Origin of the sequence: Glutamicibacter nicotianae, assembly GCF_002797775.1 — a bacterium.
Lineage (GTDB): Bacteria > Actinomycetota > Actinomycetes > Actinomycetales > Micrococcaceae > Glutamicibacter > Glutamicibacter nicotianae.
Genome location: NZ_PGEY01000001.1, coordinates 992202 through 1013036, shown reverse-complemented (window position 1 = coordinate 1013036; position 20835 = coordinate 992202). Strand labels below are relative to the sequence as shown.

Below are 20835 nucleotides of genomic sequence, written 5' to 3'. Positions count from 1 at the left end.
CTACTCAGCCACTGGGTGCGGGACATCGGAGAAGACTTCTTCATGGGAGTCGATGGTGCCCCAGCGCGAAGTAGGCCACGAGATCACCGAAGCTCGGCCCTGGACGGATTCGATGTCGACGAAGCCGCCTTGGCGGTCGGCGTGGAAGCGGGAATCCGCGCTGGCTGCACGGTGATCGCCCATCACCCAGAGCTTTCCTTCTGGGACGGTCACCTTGAATTCCATATCTGATGGGCTGTCTCCGTCGTAGATGTACGGCTCGTCGATGGGCTCGCCATTGATTGTGATGGCACCTTCTGCGGTGCAGCATTCCACGGTGTCACCGGGCATGCCGATGATGCGCTTGACCAGGTACTGCTCGTCGGCCGCGGGAAGCACGCCGACAAAGGAAAGCACGTTCTGGAATGCGGTGGGGTACTCGGTCAGCGGCGGCAGCCACTCCTGGTCATCTCGGAATACGACGACATCTCCGCGTTCCAGGTCGAAAGGACCGGGAACCATGAGGTTGGCGAAAATCCTGTCGTCGACCTCGAGAGTATGCTCCATGGAGCCGGATGGAATGTAGTAGGCACGGAAAAAGAAGGTCTTGATCACGAATGAGAGCAGTAGCGCGATCGCGATAATGATGACAATCTCGCGAACGAAGCGCCATAGTTTGTAAAGTGGTCCCCGGCTTCGAGGAGTCTCTGCTGATGCTGCACTCACGATTCGATTAGTGCCTTCCATTGTCGCGTGTTATCCCCATCTTACGTGCCGTATCAGGCGCAACGTATCATTGCACGGCTACGGCCAGTTGCTCCGGAACGCGCCAACGGCCAGTCCCGGCGAAGGGACTGGCCGTTGGCGCGACCGTGAAAGCGGAGTCTGGGCTACTGGGTGGCTGCTGGCGTCATGATGCCGCCGCTCTCCTTGAAGTCCACAGGGATTTCGCCGATGGGCTTCTCATCGTCGATCAGCTTTTCGACAGCTTCGAGCTGGCTCTTGTCCACCGATAAGGTGATTCCCCCGGTCTCAGGATTCAGCGTGTAGGCATGGATGGCGTTGCGCACCGGGTTTTCCTGCTTGCTTTGCCACTTCATGATTTCGGAGATGGCCGAGCGGAGTTCTTCGCTGCTGAACTGGACCAGGTGCCCGACGGCCCCGGCTTCTTCAATGGTGGAAAGCTGTTCTTCGCTGGTCGTTGAAACGTTCAGCTTCCCATCCTTGATCCAGCCTTGGACGTAGTCATCACCCAATGCTTCGGAAAGCTGGTCATTGGTTTGGAGCAGTGCGTCTTGATCCACGGCATTCTCACTTGAATTGTCTGTTTGCTGCGAGGATTCCGATGCCGTAGCGCTTGCCGAAGGCTGCGTGCCTGGATCGGTTCCCTGTCCGCAGCCGGTAAGCAAAAGTGCAGCCATGGCGGCGGTAGATGCCAGCATGATTGGCGTGCGTGAAGTTCTAGCGTTCGAATTCATAATTTACACCTCGGTGGTATTCACGTTGCCGCAACGATCTTAGCTTTCAGGCTAGTGCCAGATTCGTAGAGCAACCAAGGAGCTACATGTGTGCCAAGTAAAAATGCCCCGCTACTTGTTCCAAAGTAGCGGGGCACTTTCAGCAGGATCTATTCCCGTGGGTCAAGAATCCCTTAGCCGTGACGGCGTGCGCTGCGGCGGAACAGCAGGAATGCTGCACCGGCCAGAGCCATTGCACCACCAGCGGCGATCAGCGGAACGCTGCTCGAACCGGTGTCTGCCAATGGATCTTCCTTCCTAGGAGTTGCAGACTTGCTTGGCTCGTCGTCCTTAGGAGCTTCCGACTGCTCCTCATCTTCCGAAGCGGAAGGCGAGGTCGATGGCTCGTCGGATTCATCCTCGGAAGGCGATGGCGAGGTGCTCTCGGAAGGCTCTTCGGTTGGCTCATCAGTCGGGTCCTCGGAAGGCGAGGTCGATGGCGTCTCCGAAGGTTCTTCGGTTGGCTCGTCAGTCGGAGTCTCAGTTGGCTCGTCAGTCGGAGTCTCAGTTGGAGTCGGCGTTGGGGTTGGGGTCGGAGTCGGCGTCGGAGTTGGGGTCGGCGCAGCAACGATCACGACGTTGGCGTTGACCCGCTCAGAGGTGTTGAATCCGTTCTTGGCCTGCAGGGTGAACGAGTACTCGCCCAGCTTCTCCGGTGCGGTGAAGCTGAAGTTGCCTTCGGCATCCACAGTCACGGTATCGACAACCTTGCCGTCAACGATGATGTTGACCTTGGTGCCGCTGGCGGCGTTCTTGACGGTGCCGGTGATGGTATCGCCAGCCTCAACCTCGGTGCCGTTCTCCACGGACAGTGCAGGTGCGTTCACGAAGAACTTCACCTGGTAGCCGTCAATGTAGCCCTTCTTGAAGACATCGTCCAGTGAGGTGTACATCGCAACGTCGTCCGCGTTGTTCTCGATTCCGTCCTCGCCGCCGGAGTTGGCCGAGTTGATGCCCACGGCCTTGCTGCCGACGAGCACTGGTCCACCGGAGTCGCCCTGGTCCAGCACGGTCTGGCCCGGGTTGTATGCGGAGTATCCCCAGACCGAACGCACGGTGTCGTTCTGGCCGTAGACGAAGAAGACGCCTTCGCCGTAAATTTCCGAGCAGCTCCAGCCGGTGGTGCGGCCAGCCGAGCAGGCCTCGGACCCGATGACTGCCTTGGACACGCCGGTCACGTTAATGACCTTGTCACGCTCGTCCTGGCCTTCTGGCCACTGCGAGACCGCAGCGTGCAGGTTCAGCTCAGGGTTGATGTCGTCGATCACCGAGATGTCGGTGCCCGGCTCCAGGTTCTCGAACTCTTCTTCAGTCATCGAGTTCAGTTCTTCGATGGTTAAGCCCGAGTTGTCCGGGCCACCGAACTGGTTGAAGCCAAAGGTGCCCAGTTTCGCGCCGATGCCTTCGATCACATTGGGTGCCGACTGCTCGACCAGACCAAGAATCTTGGTGGTGCCATCCTCGGTGCAGTGGCCTGCGGAAATGACTGCATCTTCGCCAGCTGGGTTCCAGGCGTTGAAGCCCAGCGAGCAAACGGTGGTTGCGTCGGAAGGCTGGCCGGACTGGTCCATGGCGTATCCCATTGCACCGTAGACGTCTTCCAGAGCGGTAGTCTCGGCGACGCCGGAGCCTTCTTCACCCTCGACGTACTTGGCCTGGCTGACGAATTCTTCGATGGTCAGGTCCTCGGCTGAGAGCTCGGCAGCCTGGGATTCGAGGGCCTTGGCTTCCTTCTTCTCGAAGCCTTCAGCGTAGATCTTCAGGCCTTCGGCGGTGTTCAGAATCGCGGTAATGCGCTTCATTTCCTTCGGCGCAACGGTCTTCGCAAGTTCCTTGTAGACCTGTCCTGGAGTCTTGACCTCGGCGTCGAGGATCTTCATTTCCAACTTGGTGGGTGCTGGAGTTGCGGTCTCGGCGATGATCTTCTTCGCTTTGTCTGCGTCGTCCTTGCCAACGGTGATTTCGGCCTTGCCGTCCTTCACCGAGGCAGTGGCTTCCACGCCCTTTTCGTTCAGTTCGTCGCGAACCTTGGAAACAGCGTCGCTGGTCTCCCCGTCCTTGACGTACTCTTCAACCGACTTGTCGAGGTCTCGCTCGATAGCCTTGTCGAGACCTTCGGTATCGACAGCGCTTGCGCTCGGCGATGGCTTCTCGCTAGCCGGAGTGGAAGCAGTCGGCGATTCGGAAACCGTCGGCGCTGCCGCGGCCGGCATGAAGCTGGAACCGACCACCAAAGCGGTCGCGGCTGCTGCAACGATGCCGCGTTGCGCAGTCTTCTTTTTTGGATGTGGCATTAACGCTTCTCCCAGATTTATGGTGCGAGTGCTTGCGTTTCCCCTTACCTAAGGGCGCACGCGTAAGCACAGGTGTTGTTACCAAAATGAAATAATACTTCGTTCCCGCACAGCTTTTCAAGCATCGAATCCAACAGAAATATAAACTCCGAACTTTGTTTCACCTAGTCAAATAGGCCTACCCGAATTGACTCAGGTCACAAATTACGAGCCAGTAGCGTTGGTTTAAGATTGGACTACTCTTTCTCATCCCAAGTCAGCTTGGTAGATCCTGAGCGTTATCGCAATATTTGCACACCAACTACACAGCAACACGGGCCCCGTGAAAATCCATCCAAATTAAGTACATGAAGATAGAAAAAATGGTGCCGATGGGTAGTTCTACCCATCCGGCACCAGCAAATTCGTTGCTTGTGACGGCGTGTCACCTGATATCTGAGCGCTGATCGAGAGGCCAAATTACCTCTGCGGCCTTACCGGTAACCCGTTCAACACTGATCATCCCGCCGCCGCTGGCACCCAACAACGATCGCGAATCCTTGGAAGTGGACCGGTGATCGCCCATGACCCACAAACGGCCTTCCGGCACTTCTACGGAGAATTCCTGTTCGCTCGGAGCATCCCCGGCGAAGATGTACGGCTCGTCTACGGGTTCGCCGTTAACGAGCAGCCGCCCATCAGCGCTGCAGCATTCCACGGTGTCTCCCCCAACGCCGATAACGCGCTTGACGTACTTGTTGTTGCTTCCTGCGAGGCTGAACGCCGAAAGCAGGTCATCAGCAAAACTGGCTTTGGCGTAGGGCAGGAACGAGCCGCGGCCATCGAAAACGATGACGTCTCCGCGCTGCGGTTCGGCATCCGAGTAGGCGCGGCGGTCCACGGAGATGCTTTGGCCAGGGTTGAGCGTGGGCTCCATCGAGTTGGACTCGATACGGAAGACATCGATCACCGTGGCTCGAAGAAGAATGGTGGCCAGCAGGCCGAGAATAACAGCGAGTACAGCGAAGCGCCAGACCCATGAATAGGCCTGGCGCTTCGTTGTTGCCCGCTCGGTGCGTGCAATCCGGTTCATCGAAGAACGCAGATTACTTCTTTGCGCCGAAGTCGCGCTTCTCGCGGATGCGAGCAGCCTTGCCGTGGCGATCGCGCATGTAGTACAGCTTTGCACGACGCACGTCGCCCTTGGTCACAACCTCAATCTTTTCGATGATTGGGGAGTGGACTGGGAAGGTACGCTCAACACCGACACCGAAGGAAACCTTGCGAACGGTGAAGGTTTCGCCGATGCCGCGGCCCTGGCGGCCAAGGACATAGCCCTGGAAGACCTGAACACGGGAGTTCTTGCCTTCGATGATGTTGACGTGCACCTTCAAGGTGTCGCCTGGGGCGAAGGCTGGAACGTCGGAGCGCAGCGAAGCTGCGTCAACAGAGTCAAGAATATGCATGGTGCATCTCCTAGGATCAATGCCGCAGGTCACCGAATCCTCGTAGCGGGGCCCGACACCGGTCGAAACCAGTGAAATCCCCGGAACGTTGTACCATCGATTGCCCCTAGCAATCGATGCGGCGGTCTTCTATGGCTCGAACTTCCCCCTGCGGCAGGAGTCGAACAAAAACACACCAAGAAACAATTATGCCGTATCAGCGAAGCCGACGCGAGTCTGCCCGAAATGGCTTCGAGTGATTTTGCCCTCTTAGCCCGCCTCGGCGCCGGCACCGGTGGCCCAGTCCAGTTCGGACTTGGGGGTAATGGCACCGTCAACGATCGCGAATCCGCTGTGCCACAGGGCATCGCGGTCTTTGCGGTTCAGGCTCTCGGGATCCAACTGCATGATCAGGTCAGGGCGGCGCGCAGCGGTGCGCTTGATCTGCTCATCGCGGCGGAACCGTCCCACCCGCTGGTGGTTGCCGCCGAGCAGCACCTCCGGGACATCGCGGCCTCGCCAAGAGGCCGGCTTGGTGTACACCGGGTATTCCAGCAGGACATCCGAGTGGGATTCTTCCACCAGGGATTCAGGGTTGCCGATCACCCCGGGGATCAGCCGGGCGATGGCTTCGACCATCACCATCACAGCGACTTCTCCCCCGTTGAGAACGTAGTCGCCGATGGATACCGGGATGACGTTGAAGTTCTCGTGCGCGTACTCGATGACGCGTTCGTCGATGCCCTCGTAGCGGCCGCAGGCGAAGACCAGGTGCTCTTCTTCGGCAAGGTCGTAGGCCATTTGCTGGTTGAAGACAGTGCCTGCAGGCGACGGGACGATCAACGTCGGCTTGGGACCGGCAGCGTCGGCTGGGCGCACCGAGTCAAGTGCCTGACCCCACGGCTCGGGCATCATCACCATGCCGGCTCCACCACCGTAGGGGGTATCGTCGACCTTACGGTGCTTGTCGGCGGTGAAGTCGCGCAGGTTGGTGACATTCAGATCCAGGATGCCGTCTTGCGCGGCGCGTCCGATCAGCGACAGCGAGAGCGGCTGCAGGTACTCAGGGAAAATCGAGATGACGTCCAGACGCATGGCTTACTTTGTTTCCTCTTCTTCGCTGCCTTCTTCATCGCTGTTCAAGGTCAGCAGTCCTGCCGGCGGGGTGATGACCACGATGCCGGCTTCCGGATCGATCTCCGGCACGAACTCGTCGACGAACGGCAGGTAGATTTCCTCGCCGTCAGCGTCTTCGAAGACCAGCAGATCCTGGGCTGGATTGGTGCGCAGCGCGGTGATGACGCCGACCTGCTCGCCATCGAGCATGACCTTCAGATCCAGCAATTCGTGCTCGTACCATTCGTCCGAGTCGTCTTCCGGCTCGTCCGAGACCTCGATTTCCAGGCGTGCGCCACGCAGGGTTTCCGCCTGGTTGCGGTCGGCAATTTCCTTGAAGGCGAGCAGCAGGATGGTCTTGTTCCAGCGGGCGTTCTTGATGGTCAGGGTTTTGACCGGGCCGTCGACGACGATGAATTCTTCGCCAGCGGTGAAGCGCTCTTCCGGGTTGTCGGTCATGACCTGGACGGTGACTTCACCACGGATGCCGTGGGGCTTGCCGATGCGGGCAACCTGCAATCGCATAGTCTGCTGCTCTTTCTGCACTAAGTTCCGTGGCGTGCGCCGGGAGACTGGTTTGGAAATTCTAGGGTAAACACGAAAAGGAGTTCCCGTCACTTCTCAGGACGGAAACTCCTTTCGTTTCGAAGCCAACTTACAAGTCAGACTTCTAAGTTGTTCAGCCTCGGCGACGGTCGGTGTCGATTACATCGACACGTACCGGCTCCTTGGCCAACGCTGCCATCACGGTGCGCAGTGCTCGCGCGGTGCGTCCTTGGCGTCCGATCACACGACCGAGATCCTCAGGATTCACACGAACTTCGAGCAGGTCGCCGCGCCGGGTTGACTTCAAGGCAACCTTGACGTCTTCCGGTTCCTCGACAACCCCGCGTACCAGATGGTCTAGCGCGTCAACGAGCACTGTTACTCAGCCTCGGTAGCTTCGGCCTCTGCCTCTTCAGCAGCTGGCTTCTCAGCCTTCTTGGTGATTGCCTCTGGGAGGATCACGGAACCCTTTTCAGGAGCAACGAATGCTGGCTTAGGCTCGGCAACCTTGTAGGTGCCTTCCTGGCCATCGATGCCCTTGAACTTCTGCCAGTCACCGGTGACCTTCAGCAGTGCGTGTACCTGCTCGGTTGGCTGTGCGCCAACGGACAGCCAGTACTGTGCACGATCCGAATCGATCTCGATAACCGATGGGTTCTCGGTTGGGTGGTACTTGCCGATCTCCTCGATGGCACGGCCATCGCGCTTGGCGCGCGAGTCCATGACGACAACGCGGTAGAAAGGTGCGCGCATCTTGCCGAAGCGCTTCAGACGAATCTTTACGGCCACTTTTGTGGTCTCCTGTTTCTCAACATGGTCGAATCCAATTTTTGGCACCTGTGGGGCAGGCCTTACTGGTTGGACTCTAAAAGGACAGGATTCGTAGCGGAGAGAGGGGCCACTGCGAATCGAGTACCCTGCAATTATGCCAGAGAGCAGGCTGGCTGGCCAACTCCATCTGGCGCAACGTGTCGGGCAATGATCATGAGCTTGCTCACCCCGGAGGCCATGCTGATTTGCAGTTCGTAGTATTTATTCTATGACCGTCACTTCCGCTTTGCTGGCCTTCAGCGCCGTTGCCGCCTTGATGACCCTGATTCCGGGTGTCGATACTGCGTTGATCCTTCGTTCGGCGATCACCCGTGGGCGCAGCGGGGCCATGCTGGCCGGGCTGGGAATTTGCACCGGTGTCTTCGTCTGGGGCGTGGCCGCGGCCGCCGGAGCATCGGCAATTCTGGCCGCGTCGGCGTCGGCGTACCAGATCCTCACTTACGCCGGCGCTGCCTACCTGGTCTTCCTGGGCGGGCAGATGCTCTACCGGAGCCTGCGCAAGAAGCAGCTGCCGAGCACCGAAATCCCGGTGCCGCAAAGCGGCATTCGAACCTACCTGACCGGCCTGGTCACCAACGTGCTGAACCCGAAGATCGGCGTTTTCTATATCGCGGCCATCCCGCAATTCACCCCTGCCGGCAGCAATGCCCTGCTCATGGGCGTCGGCCTGTCCTCCGTGCATGTTGCCCTCACCCTGATGTGGGCCGCCATTCTGGTATTCGGAGTACGGATTGCTGGACGCTGGCTGGGCTCAGCCAAGGCGGTGTCCTGGATGGATCGGATCACCGGGACGGTACTGATCGGTTTCGGGCTGAAGGTCGCGCTCTCGCGGCCGTAACCTCGTGCACCAGCCGCCGTGGCGGCGCAGCTGGGCATTCGGCGTGCTCAGGCAGCTACCGGGACACAGTTTCTTCGCGGCATTTGCAGCGGATCCAGGTGCTTGGGCAGCAGGATGTGCGCCAGTCCCCCGACCGTGACCACGGAGAGCAACCCGGCATGGACGGCATGGTGGTGCCGCCGGCACAGGCAGCTGCCGTTGCGCGTCGAGGTGCACCCGCCTCGCTCCCACCAATTGTTGTGGTGGTATTCGATCATTTCCGGTGGTGCGCTGCATCCCGGGACAATGCATCCACGGTCTCGGGCGAAGATCGCCCGTTTCATCGCTTCCGTGAAGAAGCGTTCCTTGCGCCCCACATCCAGCGGCTGGCCATCGGGCCCGAACACCACCCGGTAGATTTCACCCTGGCAGATCAGCTGGGCGGTATCCACGGAATCGAGTTTCAACCCATGATCTGTGGTGGCTCCCAGCTTGGCTGGATCACCCAGATCCTGCAGGTCGTTCAATTGGATGTGGATGCCGATCCTTGGCGTGATGCCCTTGGCTGGCGACCCTGTCGAACGCTGCTTCAGCGCGGCCAATAGTGCATTGAGCCGACGCTGAGGCACGGGCACGTCCCCATCGCCAAGCAAGGCGGAATCCTTAGAGCCTTTAGTGCCTTGAGCATCTTGGGTGCCTGGCTGCCACTCGGAGGACCTGGACTCTGCGTCCTCCTGGTCCTCAGACTCGCAGTGCTCTTCGTGTTCTTCGTGTTCTTCGTGTTCTTCGTGTTCTTCTTGTTCTGCTTGGGCCCACGGTGGCGGAGGTTCGCTGCTGCTGAACAAGTCGTCGCTGGCTGGCTCGTCCGCGACGTTAGCCTGTTGGCGTGGCGCCGCGTCTGGGGCGGCTCCGGCCGCACGGGCGGCCTTGCCTGCGGTGGTGCGCGGATTGTCCGCCTGGGCCAGGGTGGAGCGGAATTCCTCGCGCTGGGTTCCGCCGATCAGCAGCTCGTACTTGTCGCAGTCCCCGACGGTGCCCCGCGGATAGATGCCCGGTTGCGGAGTCCGTGTCTGCGTGCGGGCCTTGCGTTCAGCGCTCAGCATGGCCGACAGCTTGGTTTCGCGGGTGGCGCGATCGGGTTCCTGCAGCAGCTCGGCGGCTTGTTCTTCGAGCAGCTGGCCCTGGGCATTGCAGGCGGTGTGCTGCAGCGGCTGGCCCTGGAAGCTGGTGTCGGCCGGCTCGAACTTGTCCAGGGCGCGGGCAGCGCGGGCCACCATCCGCGGATCCAATGCAGGAGCCTCGGCGTAGAGCTTGGCCAGCTGGGCGAAGCGCGGCGCGGCGGTGCTGCCATCCATCAGCCGGCGGGCGATGAGCAGGTGGGCGTCGCTGACCCGATGCTGCCCTTCGTGGGCGTTGATTCCCAGCCACCCGGCCAGGAAGTCGCCGGTGTTCTGGTAGTGGGCGCGTCCCGAATGCTGGCGGGCTGGCCGGGCCGAATTGACTGCTGAATCCGCGACGGCCGCCAGCTCATCGTCTTCCAGCAGGTGGGCACCGGTTGATTCGAGGTGGATGACGCTGCGCAGCTGCTCGCGCAGGGTGTAGCGGTAGAGCAGTTCAACCAGCCGGGCATGGGCGGCCGCCACCCGCGGGTCACCGCTCTCGCGCAGGGCTTCAGAAAGCTTGGCCAGCAGCGCGAGGCAGGAAGCCATCAGCTCCAGGAGCGCGCCGGCCGCTTGGCGCGGCAGGGTCCCGGTGATGGCTTCGCGCAGGATCTGCGTCGCTGCGGCTAGCTGGTGAATTCCCATGCACCGATCATCGCCTCGGCCCATTGCGCTGGCCGGGCCGATGCCGCGAAATGTGGATAAGCGGTTATCCGCGCTGGCGGACCTTGGACTGGCGGATCACCAGGAAGATCAGGTACGGGGCGCCAATCACCGCGGTGGCCACCCCGGCCGGCAGGATCACCGGGAAGGCGCGGGCCGCGAGCAGGTCGGCCAGCAGCACGAAGATCGCCCCGATCAGTGCCGCATGCGGCACCGGCGGGATGGTGCCGCGGGCTACCAGCCGGGCAGCGTGCCCGCTGGCCAGCGCGACGAAGGCCAGCGGCCCGGCGATCACGGTCGCGGCGATGGCCAGCAGCGAGGCGATGCCCAGCATCAGCACCCGGTCGCGGCCCAGGTGCATGCCCAGGGCGCGGGAGGTGTCCGAATCCAGGGCCAGCACCTCGCGCTGGTTGCGCAGCAGCGACGCGGCCACCAGTCCCAGAACGATCACCGCCGGGGCGATGGCGAGGTCGGCCCAGGAGATCGCGTTGATCGTCCCGGCCAGCCAGGTCAGCGCCTGCTGCGCGTTGTAGATCTCGCCCAGGGTGAGCATCCAGGAGGTCAGCGCCGCGCACAGCCCGGAGAACCCCAGGCCGACCAGCACCAGCCGGTTGCTTTCCAGCGAACTGCGCCAGACCAGCGCGAAAACCAATGCGGAGACCAGCAGTCCGCCGACGGTGGCGGCGATCGGCAGCCCGTAGAGCACCAGCAGTTCGGATCGGCCGGCGGTGTGCGCGCTGATCGCCAGCACACAGACCGCGCCCAGGGCCGCGCCGTTGGTCACCCCGAGGATGTCGGGGCTGGCCAGCGGGTTGCGCGCCACGTTTTGGGTCAGCGCCCCGGCCACGCCGAACCCGGCTCCGGCCAGCACCGCGGCCACGCTGCGCGGCAGGCGGAATTCGGTGATCGCCAGTTCGGTGCGCGCATCCGGGGCCGCGCCGAAGAGCGTGGCCAGCACATCGCCGATGGCGATCGGGGTGCCGCCGATGGCCAGGTGCAGGCAGAAGGCGGCGAAGGCCACGGCCAGCAGCAGCAGCCCGGTAGCCGCCGCGCGCCGGGCGCGCAGCACCTGGGCTGGCTTGGGAATCGCCCGGGTGCTCATACGGACACCGCCTTGCGCCGGCGGGCCACGTAGATGAAGAAGGGTGCGCCGAGCAGCGCGATGACCACGCCCACCGGCAGTTCCCCGGGCCGCGCGAGCATCCGGCCGAGCACATCGGCCACGCACAGCAGCAGCGCCCCGCACAGCGCGGAGCCGGGGATCACCCAGCGGTAGTCGGCGCCGAAGATGCGCCGGGCAATGTGCGGCACCAGCAGGCCGAGGAAGGCGATCGGCCCGGCCAGGGTGACCGCCAGCCCGGACAGCGCCACGATCGCGGCCAATCCCAGGCCGCGGGCGTGCAGGGCGGTGATCCCGAGGCTGCGTGCCGAATCCTCGCCCAGGGTCAGCGCGTTCAGCCCGCGGGCATTGGCCAGCGCCAGCACGGTGCCGGCGATCAGCAGCGGCCACAGCGACAGGAAGGACTCGTAGCCCTGGACCACGGAGCCGACCTGCCAGAAGCGCAGGGTTTCCAGCGCGGCCTCGCTGAGCAGCACGATCGCCGAGACCACCCCGGCGCACAGCGCGGTGACCGCGGCACCGACCAGCAGCAGGGTGATCGGCGATCCGCCGCGCCCGTCGATGCGCCCGATGCCGAAGACCACCAGGGCCGCGAGCAGCGCCCCGCCCAGCGCCAGCAGCGCCTGGGTCCACGCCGGCTGCGGGCCAGTGAAGGCGGCCACCGAGACGATGGCCAGGGCCGCACCCTGATTGATGCCCAGCAGGCCGGGTTCGGCGATCGGGTTCCGGGTGTGCCCCTGGATCAGCGTGCCGGCCATGCCCAAAGCGGCGCCGGCGGCCAGTGCGGTGACGGTGCGCGGCCAGCGGATCTCCCGGATGGCAATGTCGCTGACCTGCCCGTCGGGTGCCAGCAGTGCGTGGCGCAGCTCGGCGAAGCTGGAGGTGGTGCTGCCGATCCACAGGCTGAGCCCGATGGCGGCGCCCACCGCGGCGGCCAGGACCAGCAGTGAGCTGATGCGCGGTGTGGTGCGGTTGATGGTCGGTGGCCTTTCTCGGGCCGCGAGGTGCGCGGCGGGTGCGAACGGGGATTGCGATCGATTATGTCGCAGGATGTTGACCGGTGCGGCCGGAATCGTGCTACTGTTCATCTCGCGCATTGAGCTTACCCTTACCTAAGCAGGGCAAGCAAAAATACATCATGCGCTATTTAGTAAATCGTCTTCACGGAAAGCACTCGCATGCATACTCCCCGCATCCTCGCACTGGCCGCAGCCTTGGCGGCGGCCTCGCTGGCCCTCTCCTCCTGCGCAAGCTCGACGCCGAGCACCGAACCGGCCGAAACCGCCGCCACCGCGCAGGCCGATGCCAGCTTCCCGGCGAGCATCAAGCATTTCCGCGGCACCACCGAATTGGCGCAGCGCCCGCTGCGCGTGGCCGCGCTGGATCCTTCCTACGTGGATGCAACCATGCTGCTGGGCGCCGAGCTGGTGGCCTACACCGAGTACCGCCAGGGCGACAATCCCTTCCCGGAGTACCTCGGCGACATCTCGGATTTGACCGATGAGGCAGTGAACGTCGGCACCATCGCCGAACCGGATTTGGAGAAGCTGCTGGCCACCGCGCCGGATGTGATCATCTCCGCCGACGTGCGCCAGGGCGCCATGTACGACCAGCTGAACAAGATCGCCCCGACCATCTTCTCCGAGTCCACCGGTCCGACCTGGAAGGAGAATGTGGTGCTGCTGGGCGAGGCCCTGGGCAAGAAGGAGCAGGCCGAGCAGGCCGTCGCCGACTACGAGGCCCGTGCCGCCGCGGTGGGCAAGGAAATCCTGGCGAAGAAGCCGGAAACCACCTATTCGCTGGTGCGCTTCGCCGGCGAGGACACCGCGCGCCTGTACGCCACCGATTCGTTCATCGGCGAGATCATGGTCGACATGGGCATCCCGCGCCCGAAGGACGCGCCGGACACCACCGAATCGATCTTCGTTCCGCTCTCGCCGGAAGAAATCCTGAAGGCCGACGCCGAAGTGATCTTCCAGTCCACCTGGGCGCCGGAAGGTGCCGAGGGTGACGCATCGCGCGCCCAGGAGAAGAAGTTCACCTCCAACCCGCTGTGGAAGAAGCTGGAGGGCGAGGTCATGCCGGTTGACGACTCGATCTTCCTCTCCTCGGTTTCGCTGCAGGGCGCCGGTGAGGTCATCACCCAGGTGGCCGAGCACTTCGAGGTCGACCCGCAGCTGCCATAGCGGCCGCGAGCAGCTCCAAGAATCGAGTCCCTGCCCGGCGTCATTCGCCGTAGGCAGGGACTCGATGCTGTTAACTAGCGGCCCCGAAAGGTGCCGCGCTCAATCAGTGGTTATCTGGCGGCCTTGCGCACCGGATCGACAGCGCTCTCCGCGTGCTTCAGCCGCTTCTCAGCGCGCTTCTCCTTGATGCTCTTGCCTGGTTTTTTCGCTTCGCCCTTGCGCGGGGATTTGCTCGACATGACGTGCCGTCCTTTACCGGAGGCGCAATGCGCCTCCAACAAATGCGGGGAGAATACCCCATATCCACGACCATAGGAAGTTTCGCCCAGAAGGGCAAGGAATGCCTCCAGCTGGGCGATTCTTCCGACGATTCCGGCGAATCCGGCGAGCGCCCTGGCGGATGGTGCAATCGATCCACATCACCACTGCCATCCGCGCTCCCTTTTCTCCGGTCCGATGCGCAGATGATGTGATGCGACCGGCACAACGGCGCATTCCCAGCGCCTGCCTAGCTTCACCCCGTAGGCTGAAACCTGGCGCGAGGTACAGCCTATCCTCGTGTGAAATTAACTTTCCTGTGATCAACCTAAGGATCCTTCACCGTGGTATTCAAGGAACAGCATGTGGACGCCTATATGGTGACGTGGAAGCTGGAGCGCGAATTCGGCGGGATGACCACCGTCTGCACCCAGCGCGCGGCGGCTTTCGCCGAGCGCCATGGCTCGGCCGCTGTGATCACCTTCGCCCCGAATGCGCAGATTCCGCAGATCGCCGAAGAACTCGTGGAACGCGGCAAGCTCTCACCCAAGGTCAAGGTGCTCAACCCCTATCTCTACCTGGCGGAGCACGACCTGCAGCCGCAGGAGCGCATCCCGGGCAGGAAAGCGGAACCCGCGCATCAGGATTTCACCCTCACTGAATCGGTCCGCCATCCTGGCGGCGCCGGCGTGTTCTGCGAGCACAGCGTGGCCGGCCCGGAGGGCGAAGCCACGCAGACCGCCTACTTCCGCAACGACGGCACCGTCTTCCTGACGGATCTGAAGTTCAATGACGGCAAGCACCGCCGCGTCGTCGAGGCATTCGACCGCACCGGAATGCTGGTGGCGCGCTTCAACAGCGCTGCATCGTTCTACCGCTATTGGCTTTCGCAGATCGTCGACCACCCGGATTCCCTGGTGGTCATCGACAGCAAATTCACCGCGGCCATGCTCGCCTCCTGGAAAACCGTGCATGTGCCCAAGGTGTTCGCCTTCCACAGCATCCATGTGGCCAAGGGGCAGGATTTGGCCACCGGCAAGCTTTCCAAGGGCCACGGCCCGATCATCGAGGAACGCGCCAACTGGGATGCGTTCGTCTTCCTGACCCGCGCGCAGCGCGAGGCCTATGTTCAGCGCTTCGGGAATCCGGACTCGGCATTCGTGATTCCCAATCCGCTGAGGCCTTCGGTTCTTCAGCCGCCAGAACCCGAACGCGGCGCCACGGATTTGATCGTCGCCGGCTCGCTGACCCCCAATAAGAATGTGGCCGCCGCACTGGATGCCATCCACGAGCTGTCGCGCCGAGGCAAGCATCCCACCTTGCACATCGTGGGCGAGGGCAGCGAGCGCGATGCGCTGGAAGTGCGGGCCGCCGAGCTGGGCTTGGGCGAGCAGGTGGTCTTCCACGGCTTCTCCGACCAGCTCCCCCGCCACTTCGCCTCCTGCCTGGCGCAGCTGTTCACCTCGACCAACGAGGGCCAGGCCCTGGTCATCCTCGAAGCCCAGGCGCAGGGATGCATTCCGGTGTCCTTCGACATCAACTTCGGCCCCGCCGACAGCATCACCGATGGGAGCAACGGCTTCCTGGTCCCCCATGGCGATATCACCTCGATGGCGGATCGCGTGGAGCAGCTCATGGACGATCCCGCGCTCGCCGCCCGGATGTCGCAGCAAGCCCGAACCTTTGCCAGCGAGTACCAGTCTCGCGATCTCGTCTCGCTCTGGGAGGAAACCGTGTCCATCGCCAAGCTGTTCAAGAAGAAGGCCGCAACCAGCGACGTCCCGCATTTCGACGCGCGGCTGCGCGGCGTGGAATTCCCCGAGGGCCAGGGACTGCAGGTGAAGGTGGAGCATCACGCGGACCTCGACGCCCTGTCCGCTGATGCCGTTTTCGAGCTGGTCTTCGTCAACCGCGGCAGCAAGGAAGAGCTCGCCGCGGTGCCCAGCACCGGCGTGGAGGGAGAACTGGCCTTCTTCGACGTGGATCCCCAGCTGCTGGGCGAAATCCCGGAGCAGGACACGGCAGTGGACGTGTACCTGCGCCTGCGGGTCGGCAAGGATGCTGAAGACAAGCGCCTGGGCCTGCCCGAATCGATGATCCTGCCCTACTTCACCACGCAGAAGAACCTCTCCTTCCGCCCCGAGCAGTAGCCGGCATCCAGCGCGTGCTCCGCGCCCGTGGACAATTCTCCAAGCCCGCGTCGATAAGCTCGATCGCATGCGAATCAAGATGTCCCGGTTGCGGCCGCTGCTCAAGAGCCACCGGATCCTCATGACGGTTCCTGGCATGAAGGATTTCGAGGACACCGGAAGCACCTACAACCCCGATGCCTGGGTCAGCTACGAGGAAGACCTCGCCTTGGATCCCTACACCACCTTCTGGGGCACCAGCGGAACAGCACTGCCGCGCATGGGAGCGTTCTCCTATACGCATTCGAAGCTCAACAAGGCCATCAGCGTCGGACGCTTCACCTCGATCGCCAAGGGCCTGTCGGTCATGGGTGCCAAGCACCCTTTGGAGTGGGCTTCGACCAGCCCGGTGTTCTACAACCAGCGGCTGCTGATGCAGACCTACTGCGCCGATCGCGGCGTGGAACTGGGCACGACGAAGTACAGCTACACGCCGGGGAAGATCGCCATCGGCAACGATGTGTGGATCGGCGAGAAGGTCACCCTGGGCCATGGGGTATCGATTGGCGATGGAGCGGTCATCGCCTCGAATTCGGTGATCACCAAGGACGTGGCGCCATTCACCGTGGTGGGCGGGCTGCCGGCGAAGAAGATCCGCGACCGCTTCGATGCCCAGACCACCGAAGCGCTGAAGGCCTCCCAATGGTGGCGGTACGCCCCGGAGGATCTCACGCCGCTGCAGGTGTCGGACCCTGCGGCCTTCGCCGAGCAGGTGCTTGAACGGGCAGCGGCCGGCACGCTGCAGCCCTTAGAAACCCAGCCGCTGACCGCCAGGCATATCGCCGAGCACCTGGATTCGGTGCAGTCCGCAAGCAACTGAACATGGGAATGCCCCGGGCGCTCGCCGAATTGGCGGGCGCCCGGGGCAATTAAGCTGTCGGGCCAGAGTCTGGATCAGCCCACTGCCACGCGCAGCGCGTTGTTCCATGGGTCCTTGAAACGCAGCTCGGCGCCGGTGTGGTGGTTCTCCACCTTGGCGAAGGCCAGCCGTTCGGCCAGCTTGCCCACCTCGTCTTCGGTCGGGACGTTGATCAGCACCTCGCCCAGGCCCAGGGTGTCCTTGCGCGGTCCGGCGCCGCGCGAGTTCCATACATTCATGGCCATGTGGTGGTGGTATCCGCCGGCGGAGACGAACAGCGCCTGGTTGCCCAGTGCGGTGGTCTCGTCGAAGCCCAGGGTGTTGACGTAGAACTGGCGGGCGGTGGCGACGTCGCCAACTTGCAGGTGCACGTGCCCGATATCGGCGGCGGCCTGGCGCTGTCCGGTGATGGCCTGCTCGTTCAGGTGCTCATTGAGGAACTTGTTCGGATCCAGGTAGATGGTATCCATGGCTACCTCGCCGCCGCTCCAGCTCCAGGTATCGCGCGGACGGTCCCAGTACAGCTCGATGCCGTTGCCTTCCGGGTCGGTGAAGTAGAAGGCTTCGGAGACCAGGTGGTCCGAGCTGCCCACGAAGCGGCTCTGGTCGAACTGTGCTGCCGAGAGCACGGTGGCTGCCAGATCGGCCTTGGTGTCGAAGAGCAGCGCGGTGTGGAAGAGCCCCGCTTCGTTGCGCGATGGCAGCTGCAGGCCTGGCGCGTTCTGCAGGTTGACCAGTTCCTGGGTGCCGCGGCCCAGGCGGGTGCCTTCCGCGGTTTCATCCAGAACAGCCAGTCCCAATGCCTGCTGGTAGTACTCGCTCATGGTCTTCATGTCGCCGACCTTCAGTTGCACGGCGTTCATGTGGGTGGTTGCGGCGAGCTTGTCTTCTTTGAGCATGGTCATCTCCAGCGCCTTCTTTCCGATCAGGACTTCCTGTTGGCTATCACCCTACTCCAATTTACTTGATGCTTCAAGTACATTCTGGTGTTCCGGTGATCACGCCATTGCACGCATCGGGTGCACCGCTCCGCTAGGCTGGCAACTGGGCGAGCTTCGAGTGCAGATGCCTGCTCGATAGCGCTGCCGCCGCACTGCTGGCAGCCGCCTCCATCGACGCCTGCACTGACACGCCGCGCAGCCGGGCCGCCAAGAATCCCGCCATGAAGGCATCTCCGGCACCATTGGTATCGACCACCTCGACCTTTGGCGCGGGCACTTCCCAACGCCGGCCGTGGCGATCCATGGCCACCGCGCCCCGCTCCCCCAGCGTGCAAATACCCAGACCGGGGCCGCGGCGCAGGCAACCGGCCAGCAGCTCCCACGGGTCACTGGTGGCATCATCGTTCATGAAAACCACAGAAGCCGCGCCCAGGAATGGCTGATGGAACGAGGTAAAGCCATCAAAGTCATGCAGGTCGACCCACAGCGGCACGGCCGGCCCACGCAATCGCTCAATGACCCGCAACCCCAACTCGCTCAGATCAATCACCGCCAGATCGGCTTCGCGCACCGCGGCGCAAACGGCTTCGACATCCGCATCCGCGGGAGTGGACGGCGTGGCAAGATAGACCGAGACCCGCTGGCCGCCAGCCATGAGGTTAACATGCTGCTCGGTGCTCGCGCTGGGCACCACCTGCAGGTTGATGCCAGCGCCCAAGAGCGCACGCCGCAGCGCACGCCCGGATTCATCGTCGCCCACCTGGGTAAAGAGCTCGGTGGCGACACCCAGCGAACTCAAGTGCAGTGCCTTGCCCGCAGAAGTGCCACCGACGGTACGCCATGCGCTGTTCGCGAGGAGTTGCTGGGGACGGGGTTCGGGCAGGTGATCAAGCTCAACCAGCTGATTCCAGCTGGATGGACCACAGACAAGCACCTTGGGCTGCTGGCTCATGCACTAATTAAATACCCCCAGCCTCAGGTGATTCAAGACTTCGGTCGGCAACAACGCTTTCAAACCCTTGGGCTTCCAAGTATATTGGCCAGTGATCCGCCTCACTCTATCGACGGGGCGCCATTGTCCACGCGAGGGAAGGTTAGTTGTGAGCGTTACCGATGAATTCAGAGCTGCCCGAGATCGGCTCCTGGAATTGCGCAACGATTACCAGCAGGCACGGGCCGAGTTCAGCTGGCCTCAGTTCAGTGAGTTCAATTTCGGCTTTGACTGGTTTGACCAGGTTGCCAAGGATCCGCAGCGGGCGGATCAGCCGGCGCTGATCATCACCGAACGAGACGGCAGCTCCATCAGGCGCACCTGGGCCGAGCTCTCCGAGCGCTCCACCCAAGTGGCCCGCTGGCTCGCCGACCAGGGCGTGAACCGCTCGGACTCCATTGCCATCATGCTCGGCAACCAGGTTGAGCTCTGGGAGTCGATGCTCGCCGGAATCAAGCTCGGCGCCATCCTGATCCCGTGCACCACGCAGCTGACACCCACGGACCTGGCCGACCGGATCGATCGCGGCCGCATCCAATGGGTGATCACCAACGAGGCCGAGATCCAGAAGTTCGACACCGTGCCCGGGGACTACACGCTGATCCAGATCGGCGGCAGCGTGCCAGAAGAAAATCTCGACTACGCGAAGTCCTACCAGGCCGAGGCCAGTTTCCAGCTCGATTCCCCCACGCGCGCCGATGAAACGCTCTTGCGCTACTTCACCTCTGGCACCACATCCAAGGCCAAGCTGGTTGAGCACACCCATACGTCCTACCCGGTAGGCCACTTGAGCACCATGTTCTGGATCGGCCTGGAACCTGGTGATGTGCACCTGAATGTCGCTTCGCCGGGCTGGGCAAAACATGCGTGGTCCAACCTGTTTGCGCCGTGGATCGCCGAGGCGACTGTTTTCCTCTATAACTATGACCGCTTTGACCCGATCGCGCTGATGAACCAGATGGACTCCGAAAAGGTGACCAGCTTCTGCGCGCCGCCCACCGTATGGCGCCTGCTGATGCAGGCGGATCTGGGCGCGCTGGCCAATCCCCCGCAGAAACTGGTCTCTGCTGGCGAGCCGCTCAATGCCGAAGTCATCGACCAGGTCAACAAGGCCTGGGGCCAGGTGATCCGCGACGGGTTCGGGCAGACCGAGACCACGGTGCAGATCGCGAATCCGCCAGGCGAGCCGATCACCATCGGCGCGATGGGCCGGCCGATGCCCGGCTACGAGGTGGTGCTGCGCGATCCGGCCACCGGCGAGGAAGGCGAAGTGGGAGAAATCTGCCTGGTCACCACCCCGCGTCCGCTGGGCCTGATGAAGGGCTACTTCGAGAACGAGGAGAAGACCAATGAGGTCTTCCGGGACGGCGTGTACCATACCGGGGATATCGCCGAGCGGGACGAGCGCGGCGTGCTGACCTACGTCGGGCGTGCCGATGATGTGTTCAAGTCCAGCGACTACAAGATCAGCCCCTTCGAGCTGGAATCGGTGCTGATCGAGCACCCCGGCGTGGCCGAAGCGGCGGTGGTGCCGGCACCCGATGAGCTGCGGCTGACCGTGCCCAAGGCCTACATCGTCGCCTCCGGCGGGCATGAGCCGGGCCCGGAATTGGCCGAATCGATCCTCGCCTACTGCCGCGAGCACCTCTCGGCCTTCAAGCGCATCCGCCGGCTGGAATTCGCTGATCTGCCCAAGACGATCTCGGGCAAGATCCGCCGCGTGGAACTGCGCCAGGCAGAAGAACGGCGGCACACCGGCGATACCCCAGCTGGCACCGAATACCGGGATACCGACTTCCCGAAGCTCAAGGGGTAAACACTTCTGGCACCAGGGCGCTTTCCGGAGATGGGTTCGGCAGGCGCTCTGGTTTTTTCTTTGCCGCCCATCCTGAGTCGCTCCGGGCGCATCTCGCCGCGGATGAAGCTCGCGGGGAAGCGCTACGT

General features: G+C 62.8%; 20 protein-coding genes. 5 read left to right on the top strand and 15 right to left on the bottom strand.

Annotation, left to right across the window (positions count from 1 at the left end; all coding sequences use genetic code 11):
* The 9 genes from lepB (ATK23_RS04560) to rpsP form a co-directional block, all read right to left on the bottom strand.
* Complete coding sequence (gene lepB / locus ATK23_RS04560) at positions 1-705, bottom strand: signal peptidase I (RefSeq protein ID WP_245858301.1); 705 nt, start codon at positions 703-705, stop codon at positions 1-3.
* A 164-nt stretch (positions 706-869) separates the two neighbouring features.
* Positions 870-1283: a hypothetical protein gene (locus ATK23_RS04555; protein WP_157066309.1), complete on the bottom strand. Its 414-nt coding sequence runs from the start codon at positions 1281-1283 to the stop codon at positions 870-872.
* Between the two features lie 347 nt (positions 1284-1630).
* Positions 1631-3790: an LPXTG cell wall anchor domain-containing protein gene (locus ATK23_RS04550; protein WP_066138066.1), complete on the bottom strand. Its 2160-nt coding sequence runs from the start codon at positions 3788-3790 to the stop codon at positions 1631-1633.
* A 424-nt stretch (positions 3791-4214) separates the two neighbouring features.
* Complete coding sequence (lepB, locus tag ATK23_RS04545; protein WP_066138063.1) at positions 4215-4862, bottom strand: signal peptidase I; 648 nt, start codon at positions 4860-4862, stop codon at positions 4215-4217.
* Positions 4863-4875: 13 nt separating this feature from the next.
* A complete protein-coding gene (gene rplS / locus ATK23_RS04540; RefSeq protein WP_066138060.1) occupies positions 4876-5235 on the bottom strand; it encodes a 50S ribosomal protein L19 in 360 nt (119 codons plus the stop codon).
* A 249-nt stretch (positions 5236-5484) separates the two neighbouring features.
* Entirely contained in the window at positions 5485-6309 is an 825-nt protein-coding gene (gene trmD, locus ATK23_RS04535; protein ID WP_066138058.1) for a tRNA (guanosine(37)-N1)-methyltransferase TrmD, read from the bottom strand.
* Between the two features lie 3 nt (positions 6310-6312).
* Complete coding sequence (gene rimM, locus ATK23_RS04530) at positions 6313-6855, bottom strand: ribosome maturation factor RimM (RefSeq protein WP_083515420.1); 543 nt, start codon at positions 6853-6855, stop codon at positions 6313-6315.
* A 154-nt stretch (positions 6856-7009) separates the two neighbouring features.
* Entirely contained in the window at positions 7010-7252 is a 243-nt protein-coding gene (locus ATK23_RS04525; RefSeq protein ID WP_038991490.1) for an RNA-binding protein, read from the bottom strand.
* 2 nt (positions 7253-7254) lie between these two features.
* Positions 7255-7665 carry a 30S ribosomal protein S16 gene (rpsP, locus tag ATK23_RS04520; protein WP_038991489.1) on the bottom strand — a complete coding sequence of 137 codons (411 nt, stop codon included), beginning with the start codon at positions 7663-7665 and terminating at the stop codon, positions 7255-7257.
* A gap of 250 nt (positions 7666-7915) precedes the next feature.
* On the opposite strand from rpsP, the gene ATK23_RS04515 reads away from it, so the two are divergent.
* Positions 7916-8545, top strand: a complete 630-nt coding sequence (locus ATK23_RS04515; RefSeq protein WP_066138052.1) for a LysE family translocator — start codon at positions 7916-7918, stop codon at positions 8543-8545.
* Between the two features lie 47 nt (positions 8546-8592).
* Here ATK23_RS04515 and ATK23_RS04510 read toward each other — a convergent pair whose 3' ends face one another.
* From ATK23_RS04510 to ATK23_RS04500, 3 genes are all read right to left on the bottom strand, one after another.
* Positions 8593-10329, bottom strand: coding sequence for an HNH endonuclease signature motif containing protein (locus ATK23_RS04510; protein ID WP_066138049.1), 1737 nt, complete (start codon positions 10327-10329; stop codon positions 8593-8595).
* A gap of 64 nt (positions 10330-10393) precedes the next feature.
* Positions 10394-11449 carry a FecCD family ABC transporter permease gene (locus ATK23_RS04505; RefSeq protein ID WP_083515419.1) on the bottom strand — a complete coding sequence of 352 codons (1056 nt, stop codon included), beginning with the start codon at positions 11447-11449 and terminating at the stop codon, positions 10394-10396.
* Entirely contained in the window at positions 11446-12564 is a 1119-nt protein-coding gene (locus ATK23_RS04500) for a FecCD family ABC transporter permease (protein ID WP_245858300.1), read from the bottom strand. The genes ATK23_RS04505 and ATK23_RS04500 overlap by 4 nt, the downstream gene beginning before the upstream one ends.
* A gap of 81 nt (positions 12565-12645) precedes the next feature.
* Here ATK23_RS04500 and ATK23_RS04495 point away from each other — a divergent pair, with 81 nt between their 5' ends.
* Positions 12646-13653 (top strand): ABC transporter substrate-binding protein, encoded by a 1008-nt coding sequence (locus ATK23_RS04495; RefSeq protein WP_066138046.1) that lies wholly within the window; start codon positions 12646-12648, stop codon positions 13651-13653.
* A gap of 110 nt (positions 13654-13763) precedes the next feature.
* Here ATK23_RS04495 and ATK23_RS16670 read toward each other — a convergent pair whose 3' ends face one another.
* Positions 13764-13892, bottom strand: a complete 129-nt coding sequence (locus ATK23_RS16670; protein WP_255209554.1) for a hypothetical protein — start codon at positions 13890-13892, stop codon at positions 13764-13766.
* Positions 13893-14255: 363 nt separating this feature from the next.
* Here ATK23_RS16670 and ATK23_RS04490 point away from each other — a divergent pair, with 363 nt between their 5' ends.
* Both ATK23_RS04490 and ATK23_RS04485 read left to right on the top strand, forming a co-directional pair.
* Positions 14256-16061, top strand: coding sequence for a glycosyltransferase (locus ATK23_RS04490; RefSeq protein WP_066138042.1), 1806 nt, complete (start codon positions 14256-14258; stop codon positions 16059-16061).
* 67 nt (positions 16062-16128) lie between these two features.
* Positions 16129-16920, top strand: a complete 792-nt coding sequence (locus ATK23_RS04485) for a CatB-related O-acetyltransferase (RefSeq protein WP_066138039.1) — start codon at positions 16129-16131, stop codon at positions 16918-16920.
* A gap of 74 nt (positions 16921-16994) precedes the next feature.
* Here the strand turns inward: ATK23_RS04485 and ATK23_RS04480 are convergent, their stop codons facing one another.
* Both ATK23_RS04480 and ATK23_RS04475 read right to left on the bottom strand, forming a co-directional pair.
* Positions 16995-17864 (bottom strand): VOC family protein, encoded by an 870-nt coding sequence (locus tag ATK23_RS04480; RefSeq protein ID WP_066138036.1) that lies wholly within the window; start codon positions 17862-17864, stop codon positions 16995-16997.
* Between the two features lie 127 nt (positions 17865-17991).
* On the bottom strand, positions 17992-18852 hold the full coding sequence (locus ATK23_RS04475; protein WP_066138033.1) for a carbohydrate kinase family protein: 861 nt from the start codon (positions 18850-18852) through the stop codon (positions 17992-17994).
* Between the two features lie 148 nt (positions 18853-19000).
* Between ATK23_RS04475 and ATK23_RS04470 the strand changes: the two genes are divergently transcribed.
* The gene (locus tag ATK23_RS04470) at positions 19001-20707 is read left to right on the top strand and encodes an AMP-binding protein (protein ID WP_066138028.1); all 1707 of its coding nucleotides are present in this window, start codon (positions 19001-19003) and stop codon (positions 20705-20707) included.
* Positions 20708-20835 lie beyond the last annotated feature (128 nt).